Origin of the sequence: Streptococcus oralis subsp. dentisani (genome assembly GCF_007475365.1) — a bacterium.
Lineage (GTDB): Bacteria > Bacillota > Bacilli > Lactobacillales > Streptococcaceae > Streptococcus > Streptococcus mitis_AX.
Genome location: NZ_CP034442.1, coordinates 1,708,748 through 1,735,326, shown reverse-complemented (window position 1 = coordinate 1,735,326; position 26,579 = coordinate 1,708,748). Strand labels below are relative to the sequence as shown.

At 42.1% G+C, this 26,579-nt stretch carries 23 protein-coding genes; 4 read left to right on the top strand and 19 right to left on the bottom strand.

The window, feature by feature from the left end; translation table 11 throughout:
- Window positions 1-80 precede the first annotated feature (80 nt).
- From EJF26_RS08885 to EJF26_RS08865, 5 genes are read right to left on the bottom strand one after another with little or no spacing between them, the layout of a single operon-like run.
- On the bottom strand, window positions 81-1,112 hold the full coding sequence (locus EJF26_RS08885) for a sensor histidine kinase (protein ID WP_001007869.1): 1,032 nt from the start codon (window positions 1,110-1,112) through the stop codon (window positions 81-83).
- Complete coding sequence (locus EJF26_RS08880; RefSeq protein ID WP_000422321.1) at window positions 1,079-1,777, bottom strand: response regulator transcription factor; 699 nt, start codon at window positions 1,775-1,777, stop codon at window positions 1,079-1,081. The genes EJF26_RS08885 and EJF26_RS08880 overlap by 34 nt, the downstream gene beginning before the upstream one ends.
- A gap of 12 nt (window positions 1,778-1,789) precedes the next feature.
- Window positions 1,790-2,512, bottom strand: coding sequence for a hypothetical protein (locus EJF26_RS08875; protein WP_000588275.1), 723 nt, complete (start codon window positions 2,510-2,512; stop codon window positions 1,790-1,792).
- Window positions 2,512-3,300: a lantibiotic ABC transporter permease gene (locus EJF26_RS08870; RefSeq protein WP_000665371.1), complete on the bottom strand. Its 789-nt coding sequence runs from the start codon at window positions 3,298-3,300 to the stop codon at window positions 2,512-2,514. Before EJF26_RS08870 ends, EJF26_RS08875 begins: the two co-directional genes overlap by 1 nt.
- Before the next feature lies 1 nt (window position 3,301).
- The gene (locus EJF26_RS08865; RefSeq protein WP_000400711.1) at window positions 3,302-4,009 is read right to left on the bottom strand and encodes an ABC transporter ATP-binding protein; all 708 of its coding nucleotides are present in this window, start codon (window positions 4,007-4,009) and stop codon (window positions 3,302-3,304) included.
- A 275-nt stretch (window positions 4,010-4,284) separates the two neighbouring features.
- Here EJF26_RS08865 and EJF26_RS08860 point away from each other — a divergent pair, with 275 nt between their 5' ends.
- A complete protein-coding gene (locus tag EJF26_RS08860; RefSeq protein ID WP_000032543.1) occupies window positions 4,285-4,767 on the top strand; it encodes an S-ribosylhomocysteine lyase in 483 nt (160 codons plus the stop codon).
- Window positions 4,768-4,825: 58 nt separating this feature from the next.
- Here EJF26_RS08860 and EJF26_RS08855 read toward each other — a convergent pair whose 3' ends face one another.
- On the bottom strand, window positions 4,826-6,922 hold the full coding sequence (locus EJF26_RS08855; protein ID WP_001063460.1) for an ATP-dependent Clp protease ATP-binding subunit: 2,097 nt from the start codon (window positions 6,920-6,922) through the stop codon (window positions 4,826-4,828).
- 393 nt (window positions 6,923-7,315) lie between these two features.
- Entirely contained in the window at window positions 7,316-9,631 is a 2,316-nt protein-coding gene (pflB, locus tag EJF26_RS08850) for a formate C-acetyltransferase (protein ID WP_000260613.1), read from the bottom strand.
- Window positions 9,632-9,867: 236 nt separating this feature from the next.
- On the opposite strand from pflB, the gene dinB reads away from it, so the two are divergent.
- Window positions 9,868-10,929, top strand: coding sequence for a DNA polymerase IV (dinB, locus tag EJF26_RS08845; RefSeq protein WP_000904551.1), 1,062 nt, complete (start codon window positions 9,868-9,870; stop codon window positions 10,927-10,929).
- Window positions 10,930-10,962: 33 nt separating this feature from the next.
- On the opposite strand, the gene EJF26_RS08840 is transcribed toward dinB, so the two are convergent.
- Together EJF26_RS08840 and EJF26_RS08835 are read right to left on the bottom strand one after the other, a co-directional pair.
- Window positions 10,963-11,808 (bottom strand): undecaprenyl-diphosphate phosphatase, encoded by an 846-nt coding sequence (locus EJF26_RS08840; protein WP_000273572.1) that lies wholly within the window; start codon window positions 11,806-11,808, stop codon window positions 10,963-10,965.
- 61 nt (window positions 11,809-11,869) lie between these two features.
- A complete protein-coding gene (locus tag EJF26_RS08835; protein ID WP_000747706.1) occupies window positions 11,870-13,765 on the bottom strand; it encodes a DUF2207 domain-containing protein in 1,896 nt (631 codons plus the stop codon).
- Window positions 13,766-13,893: 128 nt separating this feature from the next.
- Here EJF26_RS08835 and EJF26_RS08830 point away from each other — a divergent pair, with 128 nt between their 5' ends.
- Together EJF26_RS08830 and EJF26_RS08825 are read left to right on the top strand one after the other, a co-directional pair.
- Entirely contained in the window at window positions 13,894-15,456 is a 1,563-nt protein-coding gene (locus tag EJF26_RS08830) for an ABC transporter substrate-binding protein/permease (RefSeq protein ID WP_000732050.1), read from the top strand.
- A complete protein-coding gene (locus tag EJF26_RS08825; RefSeq protein WP_001075498.1) occupies window positions 15,456-16,196 on the top strand; it encodes an amino acid ABC transporter ATP-binding protein in 741 nt (246 codons plus the stop codon). Before EJF26_RS08830 ends, EJF26_RS08825 begins: the two co-directional genes overlap by 1 nt.
- 93 nt (window positions 16,197-16,289) lie before the next feature.
- Here EJF26_RS08825 and EJF26_RS08820 read toward each other — a convergent pair whose 3' ends face one another.
- The 10 genes from EJF26_RS08820 to EJF26_RS08770 form a co-directional block, all read right to left on the bottom strand.
- Window positions 16,290-16,505, bottom strand: a complete 216-nt coding sequence (locus EJF26_RS08820; RefSeq protein WP_001130035.1) for a capsule biosynthesis transcriptional regulator — start codon at window positions 16,503-16,505, stop codon at window positions 16,290-16,292.
- 100 nt (window positions 16,506-16,605) lie between these two features.
- A complete protein-coding gene (locus EJF26_RS08815) occupies window positions 16,606-17,502 on the bottom strand; it encodes an SPFH domain-containing protein (RefSeq protein ID WP_000242874.1) in 897 nt (298 codons plus the stop codon).
- Window positions 17,503-17,579: 77 nt separating this feature from the next.
- Window positions 17,580-18,830, bottom strand: coding sequence for a threonine ammonia-lyase IlvA (ilvA, locus tag EJF26_RS08810; protein ID WP_000947402.1), 1,251 nt, complete (start codon window positions 18,828-18,830; stop codon window positions 17,580-17,582).
- Window positions 18,831-18,908: 78 nt separating this feature from the next.
- Window positions 18,909-19,931: a ketol-acid reductoisomerase gene (gene ilvC / locus EJF26_RS08805; protein WP_000290685.1), complete on the bottom strand. Its 1,023-nt coding sequence runs from the start codon at window positions 19,929-19,931 to the stop codon at window positions 18,909-18,911.
- Window positions 19,932-19,996: 65 nt separating this feature from the next.
- A complete protein-coding gene (gene ilvN / locus EJF26_RS08800; protein ID WP_001253806.1) occupies window positions 19,997-20,473 on the bottom strand; it encodes an acetolactate synthase small subunit in 477 nt (158 codons plus the stop codon).
- Window positions 20,466-22,166 (bottom strand): acetolactate synthase large subunit, encoded by a 1,701-nt coding sequence (locus tag EJF26_RS08795; protein WP_000411730.1) that lies wholly within the window; start codon window positions 22,164-22,166, stop codon window positions 20,466-20,468. Before EJF26_RS08795 ends, ilvN begins: the two co-directional genes overlap by 8 nt.
- A gap of 263 nt (window positions 22,167-22,429) precedes the next feature.
- Entirely contained in the window at window positions 22,430-24,511 is a 2,082-nt protein-coding gene (fusA, locus tag EJF26_RS08790) for an elongation factor G (protein WP_000090331.1), read from the bottom strand.
- 245 nt (window positions 24,512-24,756) lie between these two features.
- Window positions 24,757-25,227 (bottom strand): 30S ribosomal protein S7, encoded by a 471-nt coding sequence (gene rpsG, locus EJF26_RS08785; protein WP_000087873.1) that lies wholly within the window; start codon window positions 25,225-25,227, stop codon window positions 24,757-24,759.
- Window positions 25,228-25,246: 19 nt separating this feature from the next.
- On the bottom strand, window positions 25,247-25,660 hold the full coding sequence (rpsL, locus tag EJF26_RS08780; RefSeq protein WP_001142332.1) for a 30S ribosomal protein S12: 414 nt from the start codon (window positions 25,658-25,660) through the stop codon (window positions 25,247-25,249).
- A gap of 318 nt (window positions 25,661-25,978) precedes the next feature.
- Window positions 25,979-26,578, bottom strand: coding sequence for a response regulator transcription factor (locus EJF26_RS08770; RefSeq protein WP_000772062.1), 600 nt, complete (start codon window positions 26,576-26,578; stop codon window positions 25,979-25,981).
- Window position 26,579: the final 1 nt, after the last annotated feature.

Sequence of the window (26,579 nt, the reverse complement as noted above, 5' to 3'; positions counted from 1 at the left end):
ACATGATAAAAGATAAAACGCATAATATCAAGGCTTTTGAACACTTGATATTATGCGTTTTTATGATTTTCCATTCTCATTTATTTCAATGAAGTTGTCAACTCGACACAGGCGCCTCCTTGGTCTGGATTGAGCAGGGTCAGACGACCACCGTGCAAGAAAGCTACCTGCTTAGAAAAGGCTAAGCCGATACCATGATGGGGATTAGCTGAATTGCGGCTTTGGTCACTCTGGTAAAAGAGCTGATCTGCTCCCAGCAGCATCTCCTCTGAAAATGTAGGGCCATTGTTCCAGATAGCAAAAACCAACTGGTCCTGCTGCACTGATACCGTCAGCTTCACTTCCTTTTGGTCCTGATTAGCATGTTCAAGCGCATTTAGTAAAATATTGAGCAAAGCTCGCTTGAGATAGTCCAAATGAACTGACAAAATCAGACCAGGCTCACAATCTTCTTGGAGAGAAAAACGATAGCTTTCCTGTTTGCTGAACAGCGCCCAGTCGTCCTGTAAAGAAGCCAAAAAGTCCTCCAAGGAAAGCTGACTGAACTGATTAGAATCAATCTGAAAAGTCTTAGCGTAATCAATCAAAGAGCCACAATACTCTTCCATCTTGTGACTGGCCTGCAAAATCTCAGCAGCATAGTCTGCCTGTGGCTGACCCAACTGCGCCAACTCCAAGAGCTCAGCATTCCCCTTAATCACAGTTAGGGGCGTCTTCAAATCGTGCGATGTCGCTGATAGCTGTAAAATCAATTCCTGATTATGCTGCTGCTCTCTTTTTAGAAGACGAGCATTTTCTTGGTGGCTGCTTCGTAAATCGCTATAAACTTCTAGCATTTCCTCGATCCGAAAAAGCTGGCTTTGATTTTCTTCTAAAAACTTCTCGCTCTTTAGCATTTTTATTTCCCTGTCGATTTTTCGGAGCAATTTCAAAATATGATAAAAAGTAATCAGCAGCAAGCTCCCTGCCCAGAAGAACAAGGTGAAAAGGGCATAATCGTTGCCTTGTGTAAATTCATAACCTATAAGCACAAAAATCAAAACATGAAAAAAGACGATTTTTAAACTGGTTGTCCAGACTAGGCTTTTGAAATTTCGGGTTCTAATTGCCATCTATAGCCTACTCCTCTCACTGTTGCGATTGCTTGTAGCCCTTCTTGTTTACATTTTTGGCGAATCTGATATACGTATTCTGAGATGGAGCGAAGCTGTGTTTCTGAGCTTTCTGGGTAAAGCAAGGTATGCAGGCGTTCAGCTGAGAAGGTCTGCTTGGGATTGCTAGCAAGTAAATGCAGTAACTTAAACTCACGCTCTGAAAATTTCAAGACTTTACCAAAACAGGCAACTTCATAGCGCTCTAGATAAAATTGACAAGAAGCAATTTCAGAATATCGCTCCTCACGTCTTTCCTCCCGCCGAAGATGAGCTCTGACACGCGCCAGCAATTCTTTGGTTCCAAAAGGCTTGACAATATAGTCATCTGCTCCGCGAAAGAGCCCTTCCACCTTGTCCGCCTCTAACTCCTTAGCCGTCAAAAAGATGATCGGACACGAAAGATGAGGACGAATGTAGGAACACAGCTCAAAACCGTTAACAGGCTCCATCATCACATCCAGCAGAATCAAGTCATATCCGACAAAATGCGTCAAATCTAGCTCTTCTATCCGATCAAGCGTCGTCACATCATAAGCATCTAGCTCTAGGACGTTTTTTACTAGCTTCAAAATGCTCCGGTCGTCATCAACTACCAAAATACGATACTGTCTCATGAGTTCCATTATAGCATACCTCTAGCGAACATCTCGTTTCAAGGTTAAAAATATGGCAGAGCTCCAAACCAAAGCTAACCATAAAAGCTGTATCCCCAGCCCTGAGAGATCTATTGACTGCTGAAGCCCTTCATACTCAAAAAGATTTAGGGTAGCCAGATCGGGCAGGTACTTTGCCTCCTTGATGAACGTTGCCAATAAACGGCTGAGACCAATCAAGAGAGGAAAGAGCACCGACACCGGCACAACCCAAGATTGAAAGAGCAAAGCGAGGCCGGCAGTTAAAAAAGCCAGAAAAATATTGCTGAGAAGACCAAAAGAGCTGTAATAAAGAAATTTCCCTAGTAAGGACCAGCTAAAGCTTAGGTCAAAACGAGCCAGCATAACAAGGAAACAACTGCCTATCATGACACTGTAGAGAACCAAGAGCAGCAAGGCCAGAAAAAGGAATTTCCCAGCCAACCAAGCCTTTCTATTTGATACGGTTAGAAAATTCGTTCGCATCCCAGAATTGACAAACTCTTGGGCAAAATAGAGAGAAGTGAAGATGACGATGACAGGCTGCGCCAGATAGAGGGCATGCAAAACCTCGCTCAGAGCCTTCGTCTGACCAACTGCTGTCTGACTGTAGTCAAGATTCATCAGGAAAAAAGGAACGACTACCAGAACCACCAAGGCTGCACCAAGAGCGAGATAGTAAGAACGGAACTTAATCCATTCACTTTTAAGCAGAGCTTTTATCATCAGTATCGCCCTCCTAAATCCGTCTTCAAAAAGCGCAGAGAAGCCATGCCGCCGATGACTAGCAGCCATGCACCAAGTATCAACAGCCCTTGCAAGGGATTGTTAGCATATTGGGAAGTTGGCGTTGCAGCAAACAACTCTCCTGCTGGCTGTGGCAAATAACCCCCCCAACTCGTGTGAGCTGCCAGGTAGTTTCCCAGATTATAGATCTGGGGTATGAGAAAAAGCAGAGGAACTAGCATGGTCCGAGCCAATAAACCTAACAAAAATGAAAGGATTCCTAATAAGGTTAGGGATAAGGTTTTCCACAAAATCAAACTCCAAGCTGCCTGATTGAGCAGAATCGGATCAAGCCCTTCCTTTCCTAAAGCGAAATGCATGACCATATAACTAAAGTAAATTGATAAAAAGCTAATGGCAAGAGAAAAGCAAGTAAAGGTCATGAGTTTCCCCACAAGCAGCTTCAGGCGGTTATTACAGGATAAAAGACTGGTTCTCAAGCTATGAGACTGAAATTCCATAGCTCCCAAAATTCCAGCTAAGATGACCAAAACCATGACTGCCATAGAGGCCCCGTTGAGACCTAGATATTCCAGCGGATCAATGGCGTTTATCAGATTAGGAACCGTCTCAGGTGTAGCATCCAAGCCGATAGACAGATACTGTCGGCCCTCCAACCAGGATACGACAGGCACCAAGAGCAGCATGAATGCCATACTCACTTTGAAAGCCTTGGTTGAGCAAATTTTCAACCATTCTGAATGCAATAAGGACATCGTTTCTTTCATCTTATACCTCCTCTGTCAAATCAAAGAAGAGATCTTCTAGACTGTCTGAATCTTGCAGCACCTCTTCTAATCGTCCCTGCTCAATAATGCGCCCATGATGAATCAAGACTACATCATCTGTCACCATTTGCACCTCTGACAGGATATGAGAAGATAGAAGTACCGTTTTCCCTAAATCAGCCTGCTGACGGATGAACTTTCTAAACCACTTGATCCCACTTGGATCCAGCCCATTAGTCGGCTCATCTAATATAAGAAACTGAGGATCACCCAGCAAAGCTGCAGCCAAACCCAGCCGCTGACCTTCCCCCAGAGACAGGCTTGACAAGAGGTCCTTCCTCTTATGAGCGATTCCAGTCATCTCTAAAACCTCATTGATCCGAGACTTGGGAATAGCATTACTCGCCGCAATAATCCTTAAGTGGTCATAGACCTTTCGATTTGGCAGACCGCCAATGCCATCAAAGGCTGCACCTACCGTTCTGAGCGGATAAGTCATTGACTGATAGGTTTGCCCATCAAAAGTCGCCGTCCCTGCTGTCGCCCGATCTAACCCCAAGAGAATCCTCAAGGTCGAACTTTTCCCTGCACCATTTGGACCCAGAAAAGCTGTAATCCGACCGCTTCTAGCTGTAAAAGAAATATCTTCCAAAATCTGCTTGCTGCCATGCTTCTTGCAGACTCCTTCTATTTTCACCATATGTTCCATACTGAACTCCTTTATCTTTATTTTCTCCAGTATACCCAATCTAGTTCAGAATTAGTTCAGAGATCGAGCAAAAATTCTAAAAGATGATCCCACCTTTCAAAAGTCACTCTAGCTTCATTAGAAAGAACTCAGTTTTTCTTTTCCTTTATCTTTATAATCCTGAGGGTTTTGTATGGAGACTTTGTTATAATGCTAGTCTCAAAAAGTCATTTATTAAACTCCATCAAGAGCAGGCTTTATGATATAATGAAAGAAGAAAACTGAAAGGAACGACCATGTCAAAAGAAGTTATTGTTGAAAGTTTTGAACTTGACCACACCATTGTTAAAGCACCCTATGTCCGCTTGATTGGAGAAGAAATAGGGCCAAAGGGAGACGTCATCTCCAATTTTGATATTCGCTTGGTACAGCCAAATGAGGACTCTATCCCTACCGCTGGCCTTCACACTATCGAGCACCTCTTGGCCAAACTCATCCGTACCCGCATTGACGGCATGATTGACTGTTCGCCATTTGGCTGCCGTACAGGTTTTCACATGATTATGTGGGGACGTCATACCAGTGCTGAAATCGCGGCCGTTATCAAGGATTCGCTCAAGGAAATTGCTGAGACTACCACTTGGGAAGATGTCCCTGGAACAACCATCGAATCTTGCGGTAATTACAAGGACCACAGCCTCTTTTCTGCTAAAGAATGGGCGAAACTCATCTTGGAACAAGGAATCTCAGATGATGCCTTTGAGCGTCATATCATCTAAACACAATAAGGAACCAGCTTTTTAGCTAGTTCCTTATTTTTATTCTCAAAATCTCGAGTTAGGCTTTTTCACGAATGACCAAAACGCCATCTTCCATGTCTGCTTCCAAATGTTTGGCATCTAGATGATCCAAGTGGAAATCTGTTACCTTATCACGAATTTGTTGTTCAACCACACGGCGGAGTGGACGAACACCCATGACTTCGTCATAACCTTCTTCTGTGATAAAGTCCTTAGCTGCTTGGCTGACTTCCAAATCAATGTCTTTCTTAGCCAAGGTTTGGTTGACTTCCGCCAACATCAAGTCCACAATCTTAGAAAGGTCTTCCTTATTCAAGTGTGAGAACTCGATAACTGCGTTAAAGCGGTTAAGGAATTCTGGACGGAAGAATGGTTTCAAACGATCCATTAATTCTGGTTTATCCGCATCTTCCGTCAAGTTGGCTTCATAGCCAAATCCAGCATTTGATGTTGCGATAATGACAGTGTTTTTAAAGTTAACGGTATTTCCTTGACCGTCAGTCAAACGACCATCATCCAAGACTTGGAGGAGAAGGGTGATTACTTGAGGATCAGCTTTTTCAATCTCGTCCAAGAGAATGATAGAGTATGGATTGCGACGAACACGTTCTGTCAAGGTATTGCTATTGTCATCATACCCAACATAACCAGCTGTTGTACCGATCAACTTAGAAACAGCTGTGCGGTCACTGTATTCAGACATATCCAAACGGATGATCGCATCCTTGGTTCCAAACATATCAAGCGCCAATTGTTTAGCAAGCTCCGTCTTACCAACCCCAGTAGGCCCTACAAAGAGGAAGCTACCGATTGGGCGATTGCCTTCATCAAAACCTGCACGGTTACGACGGATAGCACGAGCTACTGCTTCAACTGCCTTATCTTGACCGATAACCTTGTGTTCCAAACGATGAGCCATATCTTTCAAACGTTCGATGTCGGATGCTCCCATTTGAGATACCGGAATACCTGTCATTCGTTCTACAGACTCAGCCACATCGTTGATGCTTGCAGTTACTTTCATGTCTTCTGTGTGGTTTTCGACTTTTTTCTCTAATTCTGCAATACGTGTTTTAGCATTGAGAGCTGCTTCAAAGTCTTCTGCCTCAACTGCTTTTTCTTGCTTGTCTTTTTCTGCTTCAATTTCCCGTTCAACAGCATGCACATCTGTTACAGGATGTTGAGCTGCCAAGTGAGCTGCCGTTACATCGACAAGGTCGATAGCCTTATCTGGCAAGCTGCGTTGTGGAATGTATTGGATAGAATAATCCACTGCTGCTTTTAAGACTTCGTCTGGCAAGATAACATTGTGATGTTGTTGATAGAGGTCACGAATCCCTTGAAGGATTTTAAAGGTATCCTCTGCTGAAGGAGCATTGACCTTGACTTCGTTGAAACGACGAGCAAGAGCTGCATTTTTCAAGATAGTGTTACGATATTCGTCTTGAGTCGTTGCCCCGATAACTGTCAACTCACCTCGAGAGAGAGCTGGTTTGAGAATATCTGCAAGACCTTTAGAACCACTATCGCCTCCGATTGAACCAGCACCAAGGATTTGGTGAATTTCATCAAAGAAGAGGATGATATTTCCTGCTTCTTTCACTTCGTTGACTAGATTTTGAACGTTTTCTTCAAAGCTACCACGGTATTGAGTACCAGCCTCAAGACCTGAGATATCAATAGAAATAATTTCCTTGTTCTTGATGGCAGCCGGAACATCTCCATTCACAATCGCTTGTGCTAGACCTTCGACAACGGCTGTCTTACCAACACCTGCATCTCCGACTAGAACAGGATTATTTTTCGTACGACGTGAGAGGATTTCAGATGTTTCTTGAATTTCCTTGTTTCGTCCGATAACAGGATCCAACTTGCCCTCACGAGCTTCCGCTGTCAGGTTACGACCTAGTTTAGCAAGGACACCGTCTTGTTTCATACCTGAAGCGTGTTGTTGCATTTGCGCATCAGATTCTGCATTTCTTGGTAATTGACCAGTTGCACGATACTGAGCAAATTCCTCAGGTGTCACTTCACGTCCATTAATCAAGTAGCGACGATTTTCAGAACTATATCCTCGCATACCTCCCATCAATTGGTTAAATAAATCATCCATGTTGTTAAAGTTGTTGTTCATATTCTTTACCTCGTTTATTCTTAATTATTTGCGATCTCTGATATTGACTATCTTTGACCTTTGTTTTAAAAATTTTAGACTAGCTAACTAGCTACCCTACGTATAATTTCTGGTTTTTCTTTTTTAAATAAGCCTTTTATCATCTTCTTTTTAAAGTCTGTTAGATTAAACATAGGCCTCACCCCTTCCTTGGGATTCTATACCTCATTCTCAAAGACTAATTTCTTGAAAATGAGCTTTTTAAGGAATTCATTTTCCTTATGTTTCTACTATACCACATTGGTCAGTAAAAGTCAATAACTTTTTGACCAAATTTGACTATTTTTGAAAATTTTTTGAAGTACAAAAAAAAGCCAGTCATATCGACTGGCTTTTCTCTGTTACAATTGAATCTTAGCTCAATGCGTCATCCATTGAAAGAACTTCGTGGAAGACACGTTGTGTCAATTCAGTTTTTTGTTCTGGAGTGAGGTATTTAGTGTTTACACAGTATCCAGAGATACGTACGATAACGTCTTCACCTGACATGATCTTTTCGTAAACATCGTTCAAGTCCATAACGTTCAAGTTAACGTGTTGTCCACCGTTTTCAAAGTAACCATCAAGGATTGTTACCAAGTTATCAACTTGTTCGTCACGAGTCTTACCAAGAGCGCGAGGTGAAACTTGAGTTGTCAATGAGATACCGTCAGCTGCGTAACCAAAGTCAAGGCTAGCAAGTGAGTTCAAGTTTTGCAACCATCCACCTTTAGCTTTGTTAGATGGGTTCGCACCTGGTGAGAAGAATTCAAGTTTAGACAAGTTCACAGAACCATCTTCGTTGAGGTATACACCTTTGTGGACTGGTGAGTTACCAGTTTGTTTAGAGTAAGCAACGTTAGATGTGATTGTCAATAGTGATACTGTAGCTTCTGCGTCTTTGTAAAGTTTGTGGCTACGTAGACGAGTTGTATAAGCTTCGATCAACCATTCTGCCAATTCGTTTGAACGTGGGTCATCTTCACCCCAACGTGGGTACTCACCAATTGTTTCGTAATCGTAGATGTATCCATCTTCATCACGAATTGGTTTAACAGTAGCATATTTAATCGCTGACAATGTATCAACAGTATTAGCAAATCCACAGATACCGAATCCCATGTTGGCACGTTGTTTAGTTGGCAAGAAGGCCATTTGAACAGCTTCATAGTTGTACTTGTCAGTCATGTAGTGGATGATGTTCAAAGCATCTACGTAAGTGTCAGTCAACCAGTCAAGTGATTTTTCAAAGTTAGCTTTAACTGATTCGAATTCAAGAACTTCGTCACGGATAGGATCGATGTCAAATACTTTGTAGTCTTTGTGAACATCGTCGTAACCACCGTTCAAACCAGTAAGAAGGGCTTTCAAAACGTTTACACGAGCACCGAAGTACTGGATGTTGTGGCGTTGATCTTCGTTTTCTGGGTCAAGTGGTGACACACAGCATGAGATACAGCTCATTTCTCCGTATCCGTCTTTAGCCATTGTTGTTACACCTTCGTATTGGATAGAAGAGTGTTTGTGGCTCATGTGCATACAGTAGCGACGGAAGTTGTATGGCAATTTATCAGTCCAAAGAACTGTCAAGTTTGGTTCTGGAGAGTTACCGATGTTGTCAAGAGTGTTTAAGAAACGGTAGTCCATCTTAGTAACACGGTGACGACCGTCGTTACCCATACCAGCCATAGAAGTTGTGATGAAAGTTGGGTCACCTGAGTACAATTGGTCATAAGCTTTTGTACGAGCAAATTTAACTGTGCGAAGTTTCATAACGAAATCATCAACGAATTCTTGGATTTCTGATTCAGTAAATGTACCACGAGCAAGGTCACGTTCTGCAAAGATATCCAATACGATTGGTACACGTCCTAGAGATGTTGCAGCACCGTTGATAACACGGCAGACAGCCATGAAGGCGATGTTAACCCATTGGATTGCTTCTTTCGTGTTCATCGCTGGTTTGCGGACATCAACTCCGTAAAGGTCACCCAAGCGAACAACTTGTTGCAATGCTTGGTATTGAAGGTTTACTTCTTCACGAAGACGGATTGTTTCTTCATCAATTTCTTTGATCGCATTCCAGTCGTTTACTTTTTCTTGCATCAAGTAGTCTGCACCGTAAAGAGCAAGACGTGCGTAAACACCGATGATACGTCCACGTGAGTAGGCATCTGGAAGACCAGTTACAGTATGAGCGTGACGAGCGCGACGGATGTTTGAAGTGTAGGCACGGAAGATACCATCGTTAACTGTTGTTACGTATTTAGTAAAGATTTCGTGAACAGCTGGGTCTGGTTCGTATCCATTTTCTTTCAAAGTAGTTTCAGCCATACGGATACCACCTTTTGGCATGAAGTTCAATTTGAAGAGTTCATCGTTTTGGATACCAAAGATCAATTCGTTTTCTTTGTCGATAAATCCAGCAGGAATATCAGCAATAGATGTTGGACGAGTGTCCATTGGGAAACGAGTTTCTTCGTAGTGTGCCTTAGTTTCTTCTACAATCTTTTTGATGTGAAGTGAACGTTCTGTTGGTCCAGCAAGGAAGCTTTCATCTCCATCGTAAGGTGTGTAGTTAGCTTGAACGAAGCGAGAGATACTTGCTTTTTCTTTCCAATCTACGCCTTTGAAGCCTTCCCAAGCTTTGTCAAAAATGTCTTGTGCTTCAACAACTGTCTTAACAACCATGTTAATGTCCTCATTTTTCTTTCTAGTAACAGTCATCTGTTACATTCATGAGACCAGTATACCATACAGTAACCGATTTCAACAAGCAAAGAAAGGCTTTTTTATCACTTTCTTTTCTAATACAGTCTGTTTTTCGGTTCAATCTGTATTATATATTTGAAAGAATGAGTACTCTTTTCCATTTTTTCAGAAAAAAAGGTATAATGAATAAAAAATGACATTAGAAAGGAAGCAAAATGCTCATATTTCCATTGATTAATGATTTGTCCAGAAAAATCATCCATATCGACATGGATGCCTTTTTTGCTGCGGTGGAAATAAGAGATAATCCTAAGTTAAAGGGCAAACCTGTTATCATTGGGAGTGACCCCAGACAAACAGGCGGACGAGGAGTTGTGTCTACTTGTAGCTACGAGGCGCGAGCTTTTGGTGTTCATTCAGCCATGAGTTCTAAAGAAGCTTATGAGCGTTGTCCTCAAGCCGTCTTTATCTCGGGAAATTATGAAAAATACAAAACTGTGGGACTTGAGATTCGAGCTATTTTTAAACGTTACACCGACCTGATTGAACCTATGAGTATTGACGAAGCCTACTTGGATGTGACGGAAAATAAACTTGGTATCAAGTCAGCTGTCAAAATAGCTCGTCTCATTCAACAAGATATCTGGCAGGAACTACACCTGACTGCTTCTGCAGGTGTTTCTTATAACAAATTTCTAGCTAAAATGGCCAGCGATTATCAAAAGCCACATGGTTTGACAGTTATCCTCCCAGAACAAGCTCAAGATTTTCTCAAACAAATGGACATTGCTAAATTCCATGGCGTGGGCAAAAAAACAGTTGAACGCCTTCATGAAATGGGTATTTATACTGGCGCAGACTTATTAGACGTTTCTGAAGTCACTTTAATCGATCGGTTTGGCAGACTCGGTTTTGACCTTTATCGAAAGGCTCGTGGAATTCACAATTCTCCAGTCAAGTCCAATCGCATTCGTAAGTCCATCGGCAAGGAGAAAACCTATGGAAAGATTCTCCAAGCTGAAGAAGATATTAAAAAAGAGCTGACTCTTCTATCTGAAAAAGTAGCCCTCAATCTCAGCAAGCAGGACAAAGCTGGAAAAATCATTATCCTAAAGATTCGTTACGCTGACTTCTCCACTCTAACTAGGCGGAAAAGCCTCTCACAAGCAACACAGGACGCTAGTCAGATTTCTCAAACTGCCATTCAACTCTACGAAGAACTAGCTGAAAAAGAGAAAGGCGTTCGTCTACTAGGAATCACAGTGACAGGATTTTAAAAAGCTTGAAGGGAGATTCCTTCAAGCTTTTTCTTATACAAATAAACGTACAAAACTATAAAGCAACAAGACGCTACCGAGTACAATACGGTATTTACCAAAGAGTGTAAAGTCGTGCTTCTTCACATAGCTGGTCAAGAAACGAATAGCAACCATGCTGACCGCAAAGGCAACTCCCATAGCGACCAAAAGCAAGAATAGTTGACCAAAACTCAAGAGTTGACCTGCTTTAATAAATTTGAAAATCTTTAAAGCACTGGCTCCGAACATAACAGGAATTCCGAGATAGAAGGTAAACTCTGTTACGACAGAGCGACTTGTTCCATTCAACAAACCACCGACGATAGTGGCACCAGAACGGCTTGTCCCCGGGAAAAGGGCTAGAACTTGGAAAAGTCCGATGTAAAGAGCTGTTTTATAAGGCAACTTGTCTAGCTCTGTTACTGTTGGTTCAATAGCTTGGGCCTTATTTCTTTTTTCAAGATAGATAAAGGCAACACCATAGATAATCAACATGATCGCAACTGAAACCATATTATGGAAGTTAGCATCAAACCAATCATCTAACTTAAAGACCAATAGTAAAGGCAAGGTTGCAACGAGAACTTTTGACCACAATTGCCAAGTTCTACGAACTTCTACCTTAGTTTTACCAGGTTTGAAAGGATTAAGCTTGTTAAAGTAAATGACCATAACTGCTAAAATGGCACCAAGCTGAATGACAACATTAAACATGGACATAAAGGCTTCATTTTGGTCCTTGTATTGTACAAATTCTTCAACCAAAATCAAGTGACCTGTACTTGAAATTGGTAACCATTCTGTAATTCCTTCAACAATCCCAAAAAAGATTGACTTCAAAATTTCAATAAAATACATACATTACTCCTTTTTCTGTCCTCTATTATAGCATAATTTCGGGTGTTGCGATAGATTTTTTCTAGAAGGCGCCGATGCTGCCACCGCCACCGCCTCCTGAGAATCCTCCACCCGAACTTCCACTTCCAGAAGAGACGGAGTAATTGCTAGCTGTATTTGCGACAGCAGTATATTGTTTGATTTGTGCAGTTGAGGTGTAGAACTGTGAGTGCCAACCATAGGCTACATAAAGATTCAAATCTGGATTTTCAAGCTGGATATGGCGGACTTTCATTAACTTGCTCACCTTCTTGGCATAACCAAAAAGAGTTGCATAGACCAGTAGACGGTTCCAAAGGACGATGCTCTCTAGCTCGGCCTGATCCAGATGAGCAATATCCCGAAGCATATTTTCAAAACTCGTCCAGAGATAGAAGATCTCTGCTCCTTCCTCTGTTAGAACTCCATCGCGATAGGCACCTCGCGTGGCAAGATAAACCCAGAAACTAGCCCCTAATCCTGTCAATCCTAAAAGTAGAAACGGGATCGAAAAGAAGCCATGTGTTTGCCAACTATAATAAAAGAAAAGCAATCCACCCAGAGCTGTTATGGCTGAACAGACCCGCATCCCGAGAGCAAGACGGCGTTCCTCACTTGTCAAAGGACGATAGTAGCTTGGAATACGGAGTACACGGACCTTATCCTTGACACAAGAATGAATGCGTTGAAGTCTTCCTTCAAAGGAGCGCTTAAGGCGCAATCCTGTTTCTCGGATATGTTTTTCATCTGACTCTTTGGCACCACGGTATAGGGAAGATGAAACTTGGTAATCAGGAAAGAGCTCTGAAATAGCCGATTCTTTTTTATTTGACAGGATCATGCGCAGGCATTCCTTCTCAAAATTGGACAAACCCTTTTCACTGATAATTCGCACATAGGGCTCCTCTTCCCCTTGGAAAATAGATAAATGACCTCTATCTACTAAATCCAACAAGGTTGCCTGAATCAAACGTTCAAAAGTAAATTTACCAAACCCTGATTTGTTTAAGGGATTGACTTCCTCTAAGGAAGTTGAATACACTGCTTCTGCTAAAACCATTGGAGGCAAATCCATTGGTGGTTCGTAAAGTCGATGATCTTTCGGAAAGACCTTTTTAATGCTTGTACTCTGACGAAACATCTTATAAAAGAGAGGAACTAGAAGTAAGAGGCTCATAAAAATGATGGGGAACACCCATTTCATCATAATCTCACTTTGTGCTTTTTCTGTTGCTATTTTGCTTTCAATTCGGTTAAAATCGGTTAAACGTTCTTCCTCTAATCCCTGATCTGGAGCTCCTGCAAAAGCGCTTCTTGGCCAGTAAGCGTGTAATTCGATCTGCCGCTTTCTAGGAAGGTCTTTCATTTTGACATGATAGAAATTATTTACTTTTTCAACACTAGAGTCCCTTAGGAGTTGGCCTGCATGAAAATAGAGTTTCTCTGCTGGAGTATCTGAGCTAACCTTGAACTCAACCTCTTTGATGTCTCCAGTACTATCGGTCAAGGGTTGCCAATTTAGCTCAGCGATATCCTTATATAAGAAGAGAAGGTTTGTTAGTTTCCAGGTAACCGTTACCCGAACAGTATCTCCGGCATATCCAGCATTGTAAATTTTTACCTTATAGCCGTCCTCTTCCTCCATAGTATAGAAGGAAAAATTTTGAACAATTCTTCCATTTTTAGAGACCTGAACGGTCGGGTCGGGATCAATGTCAAATCCTTCTGGCATTTTCCCAGCTTTTCCGAGTCCAACTAACTGACCATTATAATCATCTCCAAAGCGGTAGGTAATTGTTTCCTTAAAAATTGCAGTATTATCTGCATGAATATTCAAATCGCCCTGATAGGATAAGATATCAAAATCTACTGCAAAAACCAGGCTCGGTATAAATAATAAATAAGCAAATACCAAAGCCAACAGCCATCTTTTTTTCATAATCGGTTCCCTTTCTCTTTTTAACATTATATCATTTTTTATAAGTAAAGGCTTACTTGTATTGAAAATCTCACTATTTTTCGATACAATAGAGAGAAGTCATTTTTAGACTAGAAATAGGAGAAAACATGAAAAAATTATGCTTATCTATCCTCGCTAGCCTAGCCCTTACACTGGGATTAGTTAGCCAGGTTCAAGCTGACGAATATTTACGCATCGGGATGGAGGCAGCTTACGCCCCCTTCAACTGGACCCAAGACGATGATAGTAACGGTGCTGTTAAAATTGACGGTACCAACCAATATGCCAACGGCTACGATGTCCAAATCGCCAAAAAGATTGCCAAAGATTTAGGTAAGGAACCTTTAGTCGTTAAAACCAAGTGGGAAGGACTTGTTCCTGCTCTTACTTCTGGCAAAATCGATATGATCATTGCAGGTATGAGCCCAACGGCTGAACGTAAACAAGAAATTGCCTTTTCAAGCAGTTACTATACTAGTGAACCTGTTCTATTGGTCAAAAAGGACTCCGCCTATGCCAACGCCAAATCTTTAAACGACTTTAGCGGAGCAAAAATCACATCTCAACAAGGCGTTTACCTTTATGACCTGATTCCTCAAATTCCAGGTGCCAAAAAAGAAACAGCCATGGGGGATTTTGCTCAGATGCGTCAAGCACTTGAAGCAGGTGTCATCGATGCCTATGTTTCAGAACGCCCTGAAGCCCTGACCGCTGAATCTGCCAACGCTAAGTTCAAAATGATTCAACCTCAACCAGGTTTCAAAACTGGCGAAGAAGACACCGCTATTGCCATTGGTCTTCGTAAAGATGACAGCCGTATCAGCCAAATCAATGCCAGCATCGAAACCATTTCCAAGGACGAACAAGTAGCTCTCATGGATCGGATGATTAAAGAGCAGCCAGTGGAGGCGACAACAACTGAGGAAGAAAGTAGCTTCTTTAGTCAAGTCGCTAAGATCCTTTCTGAAAACTGGCAACAACTCCTGCGTGGTGCTGGCATCACACTCTTGATCTCCATTATCGGAACCATCGCAGGGCTTATTATCGGGCTTGCAATCGGAGTCTTCCGTACGGCCCCTCTATCTGAAAACAAGGCCATCTATGGCTTGCAAAAACTACTTGGCTGGATCCTTAATGTCTATATTGAAATTTTCCGTGGTACGCCTATGATCGTTCAATCTATGGTTATCTACTACGGTACAGCACAAGCCTTCGGTATTAACCTTGACCGTACACTGGCTGCCATCTTCATCGTTTCAATCAACACGGGTGCCTACATGACAGAAATCGTCCGTGGAGGTATCCTAGCAGTCGACAAGGGACAATTTGAAGCCGCAACTGCTCTTGGTATGACCCATAATCAAACCATGCGCAAGGTTGTCCTCCCTCAGGTCGTTCGCAATATCTTACCTGCTACTGGTAATGAGTTTGTCATCAATATCAAAGATACCTCTGTACTGAATGTTATCTCTGTGGTAGAACTCTACTTCTCTGGTAATACTGTGGCCACCCAAACTTATCAATACTTCCAGACATTTACAATCATCGCCGTGATTTACTTTGTCCTCACCTTCACAGTGACCCGTATCTTGCGCTTCATCGAAAGACGCATGGACATGGATACCTACACTACAGGTGCTAATCAAATGCAAACGGAGGACTTGAAATAATGAATCAACCCATTCTTGAAATTAAACACCTCAAAAAATCCTATGGACAAAATGAAGTCTTAAAAGACATCTCTCTGTCAGTCCACAAAGGAGAGGTTATCTCCATCATCGGGAGCTCAGGAAGCGGAAAATCAACCTTCCTACGTTCTATCAACCTACTTGAAACACCTACTGAGGGGGAAATTCTCTACCGAGGAGAAAACGTCCTTGCAAAAGGCTATGACCTTACTCACTATCGTGAAAAGCTCGGAATGGTTTTTCAATCCTTCAATCTCTTTGAAAACCTCGATGTTCTCGAAAATACGATCGTCGCCCAAACGACTGTCCTTAAACGAGAACGCTCTGAAGCTGAAAAAATTGCCAAAGAAAATCTTGAAAAAGTTGGCATGGGTGAACGCTATTGGCAAGCCAAACCAAAACAACTCTCTGGTGGTCAGAAGCAACGTGTAGCCATCGCTCGCGCCCTCTCTATGAATCCTGATGCCATTCTCTTTGACGAACCAACATCTGCTCTGGATCCAGAAATGGTCGGTGAAGTCCTTAAAATCATGCAAGACCTGGCTCAGGAAGGATTGACCATGATTGTCGTAACCCACGAAATGGAGTTTGCCCGCGATGTCTCTCACCGTGTCATCTTTATGGATAAGGGCGTCATTGCTGAAGAAGGCAATCCAGAAGACCTCTTCACGAACCCTAAAGAAGAACGGACGCGAGAGTTTCTTCAGCGCTATCTCAAATAACAAACAAAGACTGCATAAAATATGTAGTCTTTTTACTAACTCTTTGCCAAACAAAAGGCAGATCCATTTTAAGAATCTGCCTTTAAGCCTAGTTTAATCTTCAAATTTTTCATGATTCTTGTCATAAAAATCAATCAAGCCTAGGGCTGTTTCAAATGAAATATTTTTCACTTTTGCACGACCTTGTGCCAAAGCAATGATTGACATTTCACGTGCATTTGTTTCCTTAGAGATACGGTAACCTGTGATTTTCTTATCACGAACCCAGCCAACAACTGATTCTACTTTTTCAAAGTTTGATTTAGCCATGTTTTTCTCCTATTTTATTCTTTACGATACTGAAATATATCCATTCTTTTAGGATTATCCAAAAAACATCTACTTATTGAAAACAAATAATGAATTGTTATTACTTAGCTTTTAAAGCTGATAATATGCTTGTTCGTATATCTTCAACTCCATCAGGATTTGCTGGTAGGAAGATGGTGTTATTGCCCTTATTGTCTGCGAAATTATTCAAAGTATCCAAATACTGATTTGTTAATAGAATGGACATAATCTGGGCTTCCGTGAGTTCAACATTGGCTCCTTTTAATTCTTGAATAGAATCAGCAAGTCCGTCAACAATAGCCTTACGCTGTTCTGCAATCCCTACCCCGTGTAGGCGATCTTTTTCTGCCTCTGCTTCTGCCGCTGTCACGATTTTAATCTTATCTGCTTCTGCAAGTTCTTGCGCAGCGACTCTCTTACGTTGGGCAGCATTGATTTCATTCATTGATTGTTTCACTTCAGCGTCAGGCTCAACCTTCGTAATCAGTGTTTTTACAATGATGTAACCATATGTAGACATTTCTTCTGCTACTTGCTTTTGAACTTCTAATGCGATTTCATCTTTTTTCTCAAAGAGTTCATCCAAGGTCAATTTCGGTACAGACGAACGCAAGGCATCCTCAATATAGGATTTGATTTGAGCTTCTGGTCTCATTAGTTTATAGTAAGCATCTGTGACATTGTTTTCATTCACTCGATACTGAGTCGCCACATTCATGGTCACAAATACATTATCTTGTGTTTTTGTTTCCACGACGATCTCACTTTGCAATAGACGTAACTGTACCCTGGCCGCAATTCTATCGATTCCAAAAGGTGCTCGTACATGAATACCACTATTACTCAACTTTTGGTATTTACCAAAACGCTCGATAATAGCGACAGACTGTTGCCTTACAACATATACAGAGCTGATAATAATCGCTGATGCAATCAGCACTAGAATAAAGAGAACAAGTAAAACATGTAAAACCATGGGAATCTCCCCCTTTCGTCACCATCATTATAGCATCATTATAGGAAATTGGCAAATAATATGATAGCAAATTTATTTTAGACTAGCATATTATACAAGGTCTCATTTCCATTCAGATTGATATAAGATGGGTCAAACTTTTCCATCCGATGAATCAAGCCAGCATAATCATGCTTATCAGCAAGAGCAATCCCAATCAAGACTGGCCCTGTCCCCTTGCTTGCTCGTTTGATATATTCAAAACGAGTGATGTCATCATTTGGCCCCAAAATGTCATTTACAAACTCCCGTAGAGCTCCTGGACGCTGTGGGAAGTTCACAACAAAGTAATGCTTGATGCCATCATAAATCAAGGCACGTTCTTCCATCTCCGGCATACGGTTGATGTCGTTGTTCCCTCCAGAGATGATACAACAAATGGTCTTACCTTTGATATAGTCCGATAGAACTTCCAAGGCTGCAATGCTGGCCGCTCCAGCAGGTTCGGCGACAATTCCTTGCTTGGAATAAAGATCAATCAAGGTCTCCGAAATCAAACCCTCATCTACTCCAATAAGAGTTTCAACATTCTGACGAGTTGCTTCATAAGTCAACTGCCCAACTTTCTGCACAGCTATTCCATCAGCAAATTTGTCAATTTCTTTGAGTTTAACTGGTCCTCCAGCCTCAAAGGCTGCCTTCATCGAACGGGCACCATTGGCTTCTACACCAATTACTTCGATAGCGGGATTGGTTTCTTTGATATAGGTCGAAACCCCTGCAATCAGTCCGCCACCACCTACCGGAACTAGTACTGTATCAAAATCAATAGACTCTTTACGGGCTTCTTCAAGAATTTCATAGGCTACAGTCCCTTGACCAGCCTGAACATGGATATCATCAAAAGGATCAATGAAGGTACGGTTTTCTGACAACGTAAACTCTTGCGCTGCCTTAGCAGAAGCATCAAAGGTATCCCCAACCAACTTGATTGTCACAAACTCTCCACCAAAAAAGCGAACCTGCCCAATCTTTTGTTGCGGTGTTGTGATGGGCATAAAAATTGTTGCAGGAATCTTCATCTCCTTACAAGTATAGGCGACACCTTGGGCATGATTTCCCGCAGAGGCACAGACTACACCACGCTCACGTTCTTCTTTTGATAGTTGAGAAATGGCATAATAGGCTCCGCGAATCTTAAAGGAACGAACACGCTGGGCATTTTCCTTCTTCAAATAAATCTTAGCACCATACTTCTCCGATAAATAATGATCATATTCTAGTGGTGTATCAACTACTACACCACTCAAAACTTTGTGGGCTTTCACCACATCTGTTGCACTTAGCATGTCTCCTCCTCAAATACTTTACAAGGTAAAAAGCGAGTTAGGTACCCCCCAACTCGCCTTCTGTTTTTATTCTAAGAATTAGTTATAGATTTTGAAAGCATCGTCATCGTTTTTACCAACGAAAGGCATTGCTTTACGTAATTCAGCACCAACTTTTTCAATTTCAAGATTAGCTGCTTGTTCACGGTAAGCAGTGAGTTTTGGACGACCAGCCTTGTAGTCATTTACAAAGTCATTTGCAAATGTACCATTTTGGATGTCTGCAAGAACTGCTTTCATGTTTTCTTTAACTTGCTCAGTAATCACACGTGGGCCTGATACATAGTCACCGTACTCAGCAGTATTTGAAATAGATTGACGCATTTTCTTGAATCCACCTTCATAAATCAAGTCAACGATCAATTTCATTTCATGAAGAACTTCAAAGTAAGCCAATTCTGGGGCATAGCCTGCTTCTGTCAAGACTTCAAAACCTGCTTCGATAAGGGCAGTCAAACCACCACAAAGTACAGCTTGTTCACCAAACAAATCTTCTTCAGTTTCTTCTTTGTAAGTTGTTTCAAGCAAACCTACACGAGCTGCTCCAACACCTTTACACCAGTCCATAGCAATGTTTTTCGCATTTCCTGTGGCGTCTTGGTAGACTGCATAAAGAGCTGGAACACCAAATCCTTCTTCATAAGTACGGCGCACCAAGTGTCCTGGCCCTTTAGGAGCACACATGAAGACATCTACATCTGCAGGAACTTTGATAAATTCAAAGTGAATGTTGAAACCATGAGCAAATCCAACTGCGTTTCCAGCTTCCAAGTTTGGAGCGATTTCTGCTTCGTACAATTCTTGTTGGATTTCGTCTGGCGCCAAGATCATGATAACGTCAGCCAATTTAGTTGCTTCTGCTACTGTGTAAGTGTCAAATCCATCTTCTTTTGCTTTGTCAAAAGATTTACCTGGACGCACACCAATGATGACATCACGACCTGAATCGCGCAAGTTTTGCGCATGCGCATGTCCTTGTGAACCATAACCGATAACGGCGATTTTTTTACCGTCAAGCGCTGCTACTTTAACATCTTTTTCGTATTCCATTTGAACTGCCATAGTTTTTCTCTCTTTTCTATTATTTATTGCCTCTTAGGCGGTTTTACCAAATTTAAGCTGGATTTTTAATCGCGGGTAAATCCAGTTGCACCCGTACGAGCGATATTTTTAATACCGTATGGTCGAATCACTCGCAATAAAGCTTCACTCTTTTCAGCATTTCCCGTCATCTGAATAGTGATGGAGCTTGGAGCCACATCTACTACCGTTGCACGGAAAGGTTGGATAATGGCCAAGATTTCTGCACGCTTTTCAGCAGGAGCAGATACCTTCACCAAGATAACCTCTCTTTCCAAGTGTGGTTTATCTGTGATATCTCGAATGCGAATCACATCAATCTGACGATTGAGTTGCTTGATAATTTGCTCTACTTCGTCGTGTGAAGCTACATCGATAATGATAGTAATCCGTGATACATCAGGATTCTCTGTCGCACCAACTGAGATACTCTCAATGTTGACCTGACGACGAGATAGGACACCTGTAAAGCGATTGAGGACTCCTGAACGATTTTGTAGTTTTGCTGTTAACATTCTACGCATGGAACTTCACCCCCAACATCTCATGATTGCTCTTACCAGCTGGTACCATCGGTAAGACCTGTTCCTTACGAGAAATATCCACCTCGATAAACATCGGCACATCCTCCAGAATAGCCTCTAGATCTTTTTCTATCGTTTCTGGATTGTCAAATTTATAATTTTTAATGCCGTAAGCCTGTGCCATCAGCTGGAAGTCAGGAAGAGTGTCAAAGACCGACTCTGAAGTTCTACCCTCATAGAAGGATTCTTGCCACTGACGAACCATTCCCAGGGAGTGGTTATTCAACATGACAACCTTAATCGGCACCTTGTAGATGTTTAGGATAGCTAGTTCTTGGTTGGTCATTTGGAAACCACCATCACCGACAAAAAGAACTACTTCTTTTTCTGGATTGGCAATCTTGGCTCCGATAGCTGCAGGAACTCCGAACCCCATGGTACCCAAACCACCTGAAGTGACTAATTGACGCTCATTTTGGTAAGGATAATACTGAGCTGTCCACATTTGATGTTGCCCTACGTCAGTGACAACAATGGCATCTCCATTCGTCAACTCGCCGATGCGTTCAATAACGGCCTGAGGTTGAACCACACGTTCTTTCTTATCATAAGAACGAACACGATTCTTGTCCTTGGTAACTTTGTCAATCCACTTTTCAGTATTGTTATGAACAGTTGGTTCTGCTAAAAGCATCTGCAAAGCTTTCTTAGCGTCCCCGACCACTGGAATATCTGCACTGATAATCTTACCAATCTCAGCTGGGTCAATGTCGATATGAGCAACCTTGGCATTTTTAGCAAAGGTCTTAGGATTTCCAGTTAAGCGGTCATCGAAACGGCAACCAATACTAATCATAAAGTCCGCTTCGGTCATGGCAATGTTAGCTGCGAAAGAACCGTGCATACCTCCCATTCCTAGGAAGAGCGGATGGCTAGTCGCAATCGTACCTTGCCCCAAAAGACTGGTCACGACTGGAATTTGGTAACGTTCAGCAAACTCATTGAGCTCGGCAGCCGCTTCTGCATAACTAACCCCGCCACCAGCTAGCAATACAGGTTTCTTAGCCTTAGACAATTGTTTCAAGATTTTCTTGATTTGCATGTCATTCGGATCAAGCGTCGGTTGATAGCTTGGTAAATTTACCTCTGGTGAATAGATGAAGTCCGTCTCTAAGGCAGATACATCCTTTGGCAAGTCAATTACAACTGGACCTGGACGACCAGTCGTTGCGATATGCACAGCTTCCGTAATGATACGAGGAATGTCAGCCGTTTCACGGACTTGGTAATTGTACTTGGTAATGGGCATGGTAATACCGACAATATCCGCCTCCTGAAAGGCATCCTTCCCAATGCCTGCTCGAGCGACTTGTCCCGTAAAGACCAAGAGGGGAACGCTATCGCTCATGGCATCCGCGATTCCTGTAATGGCATTTGTTGCTCCCGGTCCACTCGTGACGACGGCAACGCCCAACTTTCCAGTTGATTTGGCATAACCTTCAGCTTCATGCAAACAGCCTTGTTCATGGCGACCCAAGATGTGGCGTATGCCTTTGAAATTATAAATCGCATCATATAAAGGCAAGACAGCCCCACCAGGATAACCAAATATGGTATCAATTCCTAAATCACGGAGGGTTTCCAAAACTAGATCCGATCCCGTCTTAGGAGCGTCTAAACTGATTTTTTCCATTGTTCCCCTTTCTCTTCTCTTAAAAATAGCTTGTTACTATCATACCATTTTTTCAAAAATTTTCAAGACAAAAGAAGCAATTTTCTGAATTTTCTATCTAAACGTGTTTTTATGAATGTTTTTCCTATTTTTATAAATATGAATAGGGAATTGAACGATTTTATTACTGCCAAATTTAGTTTAGAGTATATTTTTCTAACCTTCCTTGACATAGAACATAAAAAGGAAGCCACTAAGTGACTTCCTTCTAGAGTGAGGACTGATTAGTCTTCACCTTTGTTTTTCTTAATGATTTCTTCTTGTACTGACTTAGGTACATCTTCGTAGTGGTCGAATACCATCATGAAAGTACCACGTCCTTGAGATGCAGAACGAAGAACTGTTGCGTAACCAAACATTTCAGCAAGTGGAACGTAAGCACGAACGATTTGGCTGTTACCGTGTGCTTCCATACCATCTACACGTCCACGACGAGCAGTTACGTGACCCATAACATCACCAAGGTTCTCTTCAGGAACAGTGATGGTTACAAGCATCATTGGCTCAAGGATAGCTGGTTGTGCAGTCTTAGCAGCTTCTTTAAGAGCAAGTGAAGCCGCGATCTTGAAGGCAGTTTCAGATGAGTCGACATCGTGGTATGAACCATCGTAAAGCTTAGCTTTAACGTCAACCATTGGGTAACCAGCAAGAACACCGTTAGCCATAGATTCTACCAAACCTTTTTCAACCGCTGGGATAAATTCACGAGGAACCACACCACCGACGATTGCGTTTTCGAATTCGAATCCTTTACCTTCTTCGTTTGGAGTAAATTCAATCCATACATCACCGAATTGACCTTTACCACCAGACTGACGTTTGAAGAATCCACGTGCTTGAGTAGAAGCGCGGAATGTTTCACGGTAAGATACTTGAGGAGCACCTACGTTCGCTTCAACTTTGAACTCACGACGCATACGGTCAACAAGGACGTCAAGGTGAAGCTCACCCATACCTGAAATAACTGTTTCACCAGTTTCAACGTTTGTTTCAACGCGGAATGTTGGATCTTCTTCAGCCAATTTTTGAAGGGCGATACCCATCTTATCTTGGTCAGCTTTAGATTTTGGCTCAACCATCAATTGGATAACTGGTTCTGGAACGTTGATTGACTCAAGGATGATTTTAGCTTTTTCATCTGTCAATGAGTCACCAGTTGTAGTATCTTTCAAACCAACGGCAGCAGCGATGTCACCTGAGTAAACAGTGTCGATTTCTTGACGGCTGTTAGCGTGCATTTGAAGGATACGTCCGATACGTTCACGTTTACCTTTAGAAGTGTTCAATACATAAGAACCTGATTGAAGAACACCTGAGTAAACACGGAAGAATGTCAAACGACCTACGAATGGGTCTGTCATGATCTTGAAGGCAAGAGCTGCAAATGGCTCTTCGTCAGATGCTGGACGAGTTTCTTCTTCGTCTGTATCTGGGTTGATACCTTTGATTGCTGGGATATCAAGTGGGCTTGGAAGGTAGTCGATAACTGCATCAAGCATCAATTGAACACCCTTGTTCTTGAAGGCTGAACCACACAATACTGGGAAGAATTCAACGTTGATAGTCGCTTTACGGATACCAGCTTTCAATTCTTCGTTAGTGATTTCTTCACCTTCGAGGTATTTCATCATCAATTCTTCGTCAGTTTCAGCAACTGCTTCGATCAATTTTTCACGGTATTCTTGAGCTTGGTCAAGGTATTCAGCTGGAATATCTTCTTCAAGGATATCTGTACCAAGATCGTTAGTATAGATTTCAGCTTTCATCTTGATCAAGTCGATGATACCACGGAAGTCATCTTCAGCACCGATTGGCAATTGGATTGGGTGTGCGTTTGCTTGAAGACGGTCGTGAAGTGTGCTTACTGAGTAAAGGAAGTCAGCACCGATTTTGTCCATTTTGTTGGCAAATACGATACGTGGAACTCCGTACTCAGTTGCTTGACGCCAAACTGTTTCAGTTTGAGGCTCAACACCTGATTGTGAGTCAAGAACAGTAACCGCACCGTCCAATACACGAAGAGAACGTTGTACTTCGATTGTGAAGTCCACGTGTCCTGGTGTGTCGATGATGTTTACGCGGTGGTTGTTCCATTGAGCTGTTGTCGCAGCAGATGTGATAGTGATACCACGTTCTTGCTCTTGCTCCATCCAGTCCATTTGTGACGCACCTTCGTGAGTTTCACCGATTTTGTGGATTTTACCAGTGTAGTAAAGAATACGCTCAGTAGTTGTTGTTTTACCAGCATCGACGTGAGCCATGATACCGATATTACGAGTTTTTTCAAGTGAAAATTCGCGTGCCATGAGGTTAGTTTCTCCTATTTTTTATTTTACAATCTATTATAACATTATTTAGAAAAAACGGATAGGCAGGACCTACCCGTTCTCAATGTTTATCTTGTTTTTGTTGGTTTCAACTTACGAGCTGGTAAGTTGAATTGAACTCGGGCTAAAAGCTCGGAAAATAGATAAGCTCTCCTAGAATCGTTGATTCTTCGTCAAGCTTCCTAATTTTCAGTCACTTTTTTAACGCCCTTAGTATCTTAATCTTACCAACGGAAGTGTGCGAAGGCACGGTTAGCTTCAGCCATACGGTGAGTGTCTTCACGTTTCTTAACTGCTGCACCAGTGTTGTTAGCAGCGTCCAAGATTTCTTTAGCAAGACGGTCTTGCATTGTGTGTTCACCACGAAGGCGAGCGATGGTTACCAACCAACGAAGTCCAAGTGTTGTACGACGTTCTGGACGAACTTCAACTGGGACTTGGTAGTTAGATCCACCAACACGACGTGCACGTACTTCAAGTACAGGCATGATGTTTTCCATAGCTGTTTCAAATACTTCAAGTGCATCGTTTCCAGTAGCTTCTTTGATTTGCTCAAAAGCACCGTAAACGATTGAAGCAGCTGTACCACGTTTACCATCAAGCATAACGCGGTTGATAAGACGAGTAACTAGTTGTGAATTGTAAAGCGGATCTGGCAATACGTCACGTTTTGGAGCTCTATTTTTACGACTCATTTCTCTTTATCCCCTTTCCTTATGCTTTTGGACGTTTAGTACCGTATTTAGAACGGCCTTGTTTACGATCGTTAACACCTGCAGTATCAAGTGCACCACGGACGATATGGTAACGTACCCCTGGAAGGTCTTTTACACGTCCACCACGAAGAAGCACCACGCTGTGCTCTTGCAAGTTGTGTCCGATACCTGGGATGTAGGCAGTAACTTCGATAAGGTTGCTCAAACGTACACGAGCGAATTTACGAAGGGCTGAGTTAGGTTTTTTAGGTGTCATTGTTCCTACACGAGTTGCAACACCACGTTTTTGTGGTGAAGAAACGTTTGTTTGAACTTTTTTATGACTGTTGTAACCAACGTTCAAAGCTGGTGATTTAGATTTTTCTACTTTTGATTTACGCGGTTTGCGAACCAATTGGTTAATTGTAGGCATCTACATTCTCCTGTGTTTTTTTATTTTTGGTGATGATACACTTGGTGACAGCTACCATCTGTGTGTACTTTTGCAACATTTGTCAGCACGTCCCTGTACACTTTTGAGAGACCAAAAGTAAAAAGTACCGTCTATTATTGTAACACAATTTTTCCTTCATTGTCAAGATATTTTTCATTTTTATTCTGATCTTTTAACTCTTTGACACTAGCTTTCACCGCTTTTCTAAACCAGAAAAGGAGGCGATTTGCCTCCTCCTTTCTAGTATGGATTTCCTTCGATTCAAGTTATCGTTTCGGAATTGTTTAACCCTTCTTATCAAAGCCAACCAGATTCTTTTGCAATGTTGGCTGCCTCTGTTCGATTACCAGCATCTAGTTTCGAAAGAATATTGGTGACATAGTTTCGGACGGTTCCATTTGATAGATAGAGTTGGTCTGCGATTTCTTGGTTAGACAAGCCCTGAGCGATTCCCTTTAAGACAGCAATCTCTTGTTCTGTCAATGGATTGGGATGCGTCATCACCACTTCCATCAATTCAGGCGAATACTCCTTGCGCCCTTCGAGAACAGTGTGCAAGGTTTGCATGAGGTCTGCAATGCTTCTTTCTTTCAAGACATAGGCATCCACTCCAGCCTTAATCGCGCGTTCAAAATAGCCGGGGCGCTTGAAGGTCGTTACTACAACTACCTTTGTTTCTAGCTTTTCTGCTCGTATCCACTCCAAGACTTCGAGGCCTGTCTTAACAGGCATTTCTACATCAAGGATGGCAATATCGACAGTCTCTTTTTCTAAGAGTTGGATTGCTTCTTGGCCATCCTTAGCTTGTAGGACAGAATCTACATCTGGTTGGAAGGTAAGCAACTGGCACATAGCATCTCGCAACATACTTTGATCTTCTGCAACAAGTAGTTTCATC

What these genes read in the sequence shown, in the direction of transcription:
- EJF26_RS08830 (WP_000732050.1), top strand. Translation starts at nt 13,894, where the DNA reads ATGAAAAAATTATGCTTATCTATCCTCGCTAGCCTAGCCCTTACACTG.
- EJF26_RS08860 (WP_000032543.1), top strand. Translation starts at nt 4,285, where the DNA reads ATGTCAAAAGAAGTTATTGTTGAAAGTTTTGAACTTGACCACACCATT.
- EJF26_RS08795 (WP_000411730.1), bottom strand. Translation starts at nt 22,166, where the DNA reads ATGGAAAAAATCAGTTTAGACGCTCCTAAGACGGGATCGGATCTAGTT.
- ilvA (WP_000947402.1), bottom strand. Translation starts at nt 18,830, where the DNA reads ATGCTAAGTGCAACAGATGTGGTGAAAGCCCACAAAGTTTTGAGTGGT.
- ilvC (WP_000290685.1), bottom strand. Translation starts at nt 19,931, where the DNA reads ATGGCAGTTCAAATGGAATACGAAAAAGATGTTAAAGTAGCAGCGCTT.
- EJF26_RS08825 (WP_001075498.1), top strand. Translation starts at nt 15,456, where the DNA reads ATGAATCAACCCATTCTTGAAATTAAACACCTCAAAAAATCCTATGGA.
- EJF26_RS08835 (WP_000747706.1), bottom strand. Translation starts at nt 13,765, where the DNA reads ATGAAAAAAAGATGGCTGTTGGCTTTGGTATTTGCTTATTTATTATTT.
- rpsG (WP_000087873.1), bottom strand. Translation starts at nt 25,227, where the DNA reads ATGAGTCGTAAAAATAGAGCTCCAAAACGTGACGTATTGCCAGATCCG.
- EJF26_RS08885 (WP_001007869.1), bottom strand. Translation starts at nt 1,112, where the DNA reads ATGGCAATTAGAACCCGAAATTTCAAAAGCCTAGTCTGGACAACCAGT.
- EJF26_RS08820 (WP_001130035.1), bottom strand. Translation starts at nt 16,505, where the DNA reads ATGGCTAAATCAAACTTTGAAAAAGTAGAATCAGTTGTTGGCTGGGTT.
- dinB (WP_000904551.1), top strand. Translation starts at nt 9,868, where the DNA reads ATGCTCATATTTCCATTGATTAATGATTTGTCCAGAAAAATCATCCAT.
- ilvN (WP_001253806.1), bottom strand. Translation starts at nt 20,473, where the DNA reads ATGCGTAGAATGTTAACAGCAAAACTACAAAATCGTTCAGGAGTCCTC.
- EJF26_RS08815 (WP_000242874.1), bottom strand. Translation starts at nt 17,502, where the DNA reads ATGGTTTTACATGTTTTACTTGTTCTCTTTATTCTAGTGCTGATTGCA.
- EJF26_RS08880 (WP_000422321.1), bottom strand. Translation starts at nt 1,777, where the DNA reads ATGGAACTCATGAGACAGTATCGTATTTTGGTAGTTGATGACGACCGG.
- rpsL (WP_001142332.1), bottom strand. Translation starts at nt 25,660, where the DNA reads ATGCCTACAATTAACCAATTGGTTCGCAAACCGCGTAAATCAAAAGTA.
- pflB (WP_000260613.1), bottom strand. Translation starts at nt 9,631, where the DNA reads ATGGTTGTTAAGACAGTTGTTGAAGCACAAGACATTTTTGACAAAGCT.
- EJF26_RS08770 (WP_000772062.1), bottom strand. Translation starts at nt 26,578, where the DNA reads ATGAAACTACTTGTTGCAGAAGATCAAAGTATGTTGCGAGATGCTATG.
- EJF26_RS08875 (WP_000588275.1), bottom strand. Translation starts at nt 2,512, where the DNA reads ATGATAAAAGCTCTGCTTAAAAGTGAATGGATTAAGTTCCGTTCTTAC.
- EJF26_RS08840 (WP_000273572.1), bottom strand. Translation starts at nt 11,808, where the DNA reads ATGTATTTTATTGAAATTTTGAAGTCAATCTTTTTTGGGATTGTTGAA.
- EJF26_RS08865 (WP_000400711.1), bottom strand. Translation starts at nt 4,009, where the DNA reads ATGGAACATATGGTGAAAATAGAAGGAGTCTGCAAGAAGCATGGCAGC.
- fusA (WP_000090331.1), bottom strand. Translation starts at nt 24,511, where the DNA reads ATGGCACGCGAATTTTCACTTGAAAAAACTCGTAATATCGGTATCATG.
- EJF26_RS08870 (WP_000665371.1), bottom strand. Translation starts at nt 3,300, where the DNA reads ATGAAAGAAACGATGTCCTTATTGCATTCAGAATGGTTGAAAATTTGC.
- EJF26_RS08855 (WP_001063460.1), bottom strand. Translation starts at nt 6,922, where the DNA reads ATGAACAACAACTTTAACAACATGGATGATTTATTTAACCAATTGATG.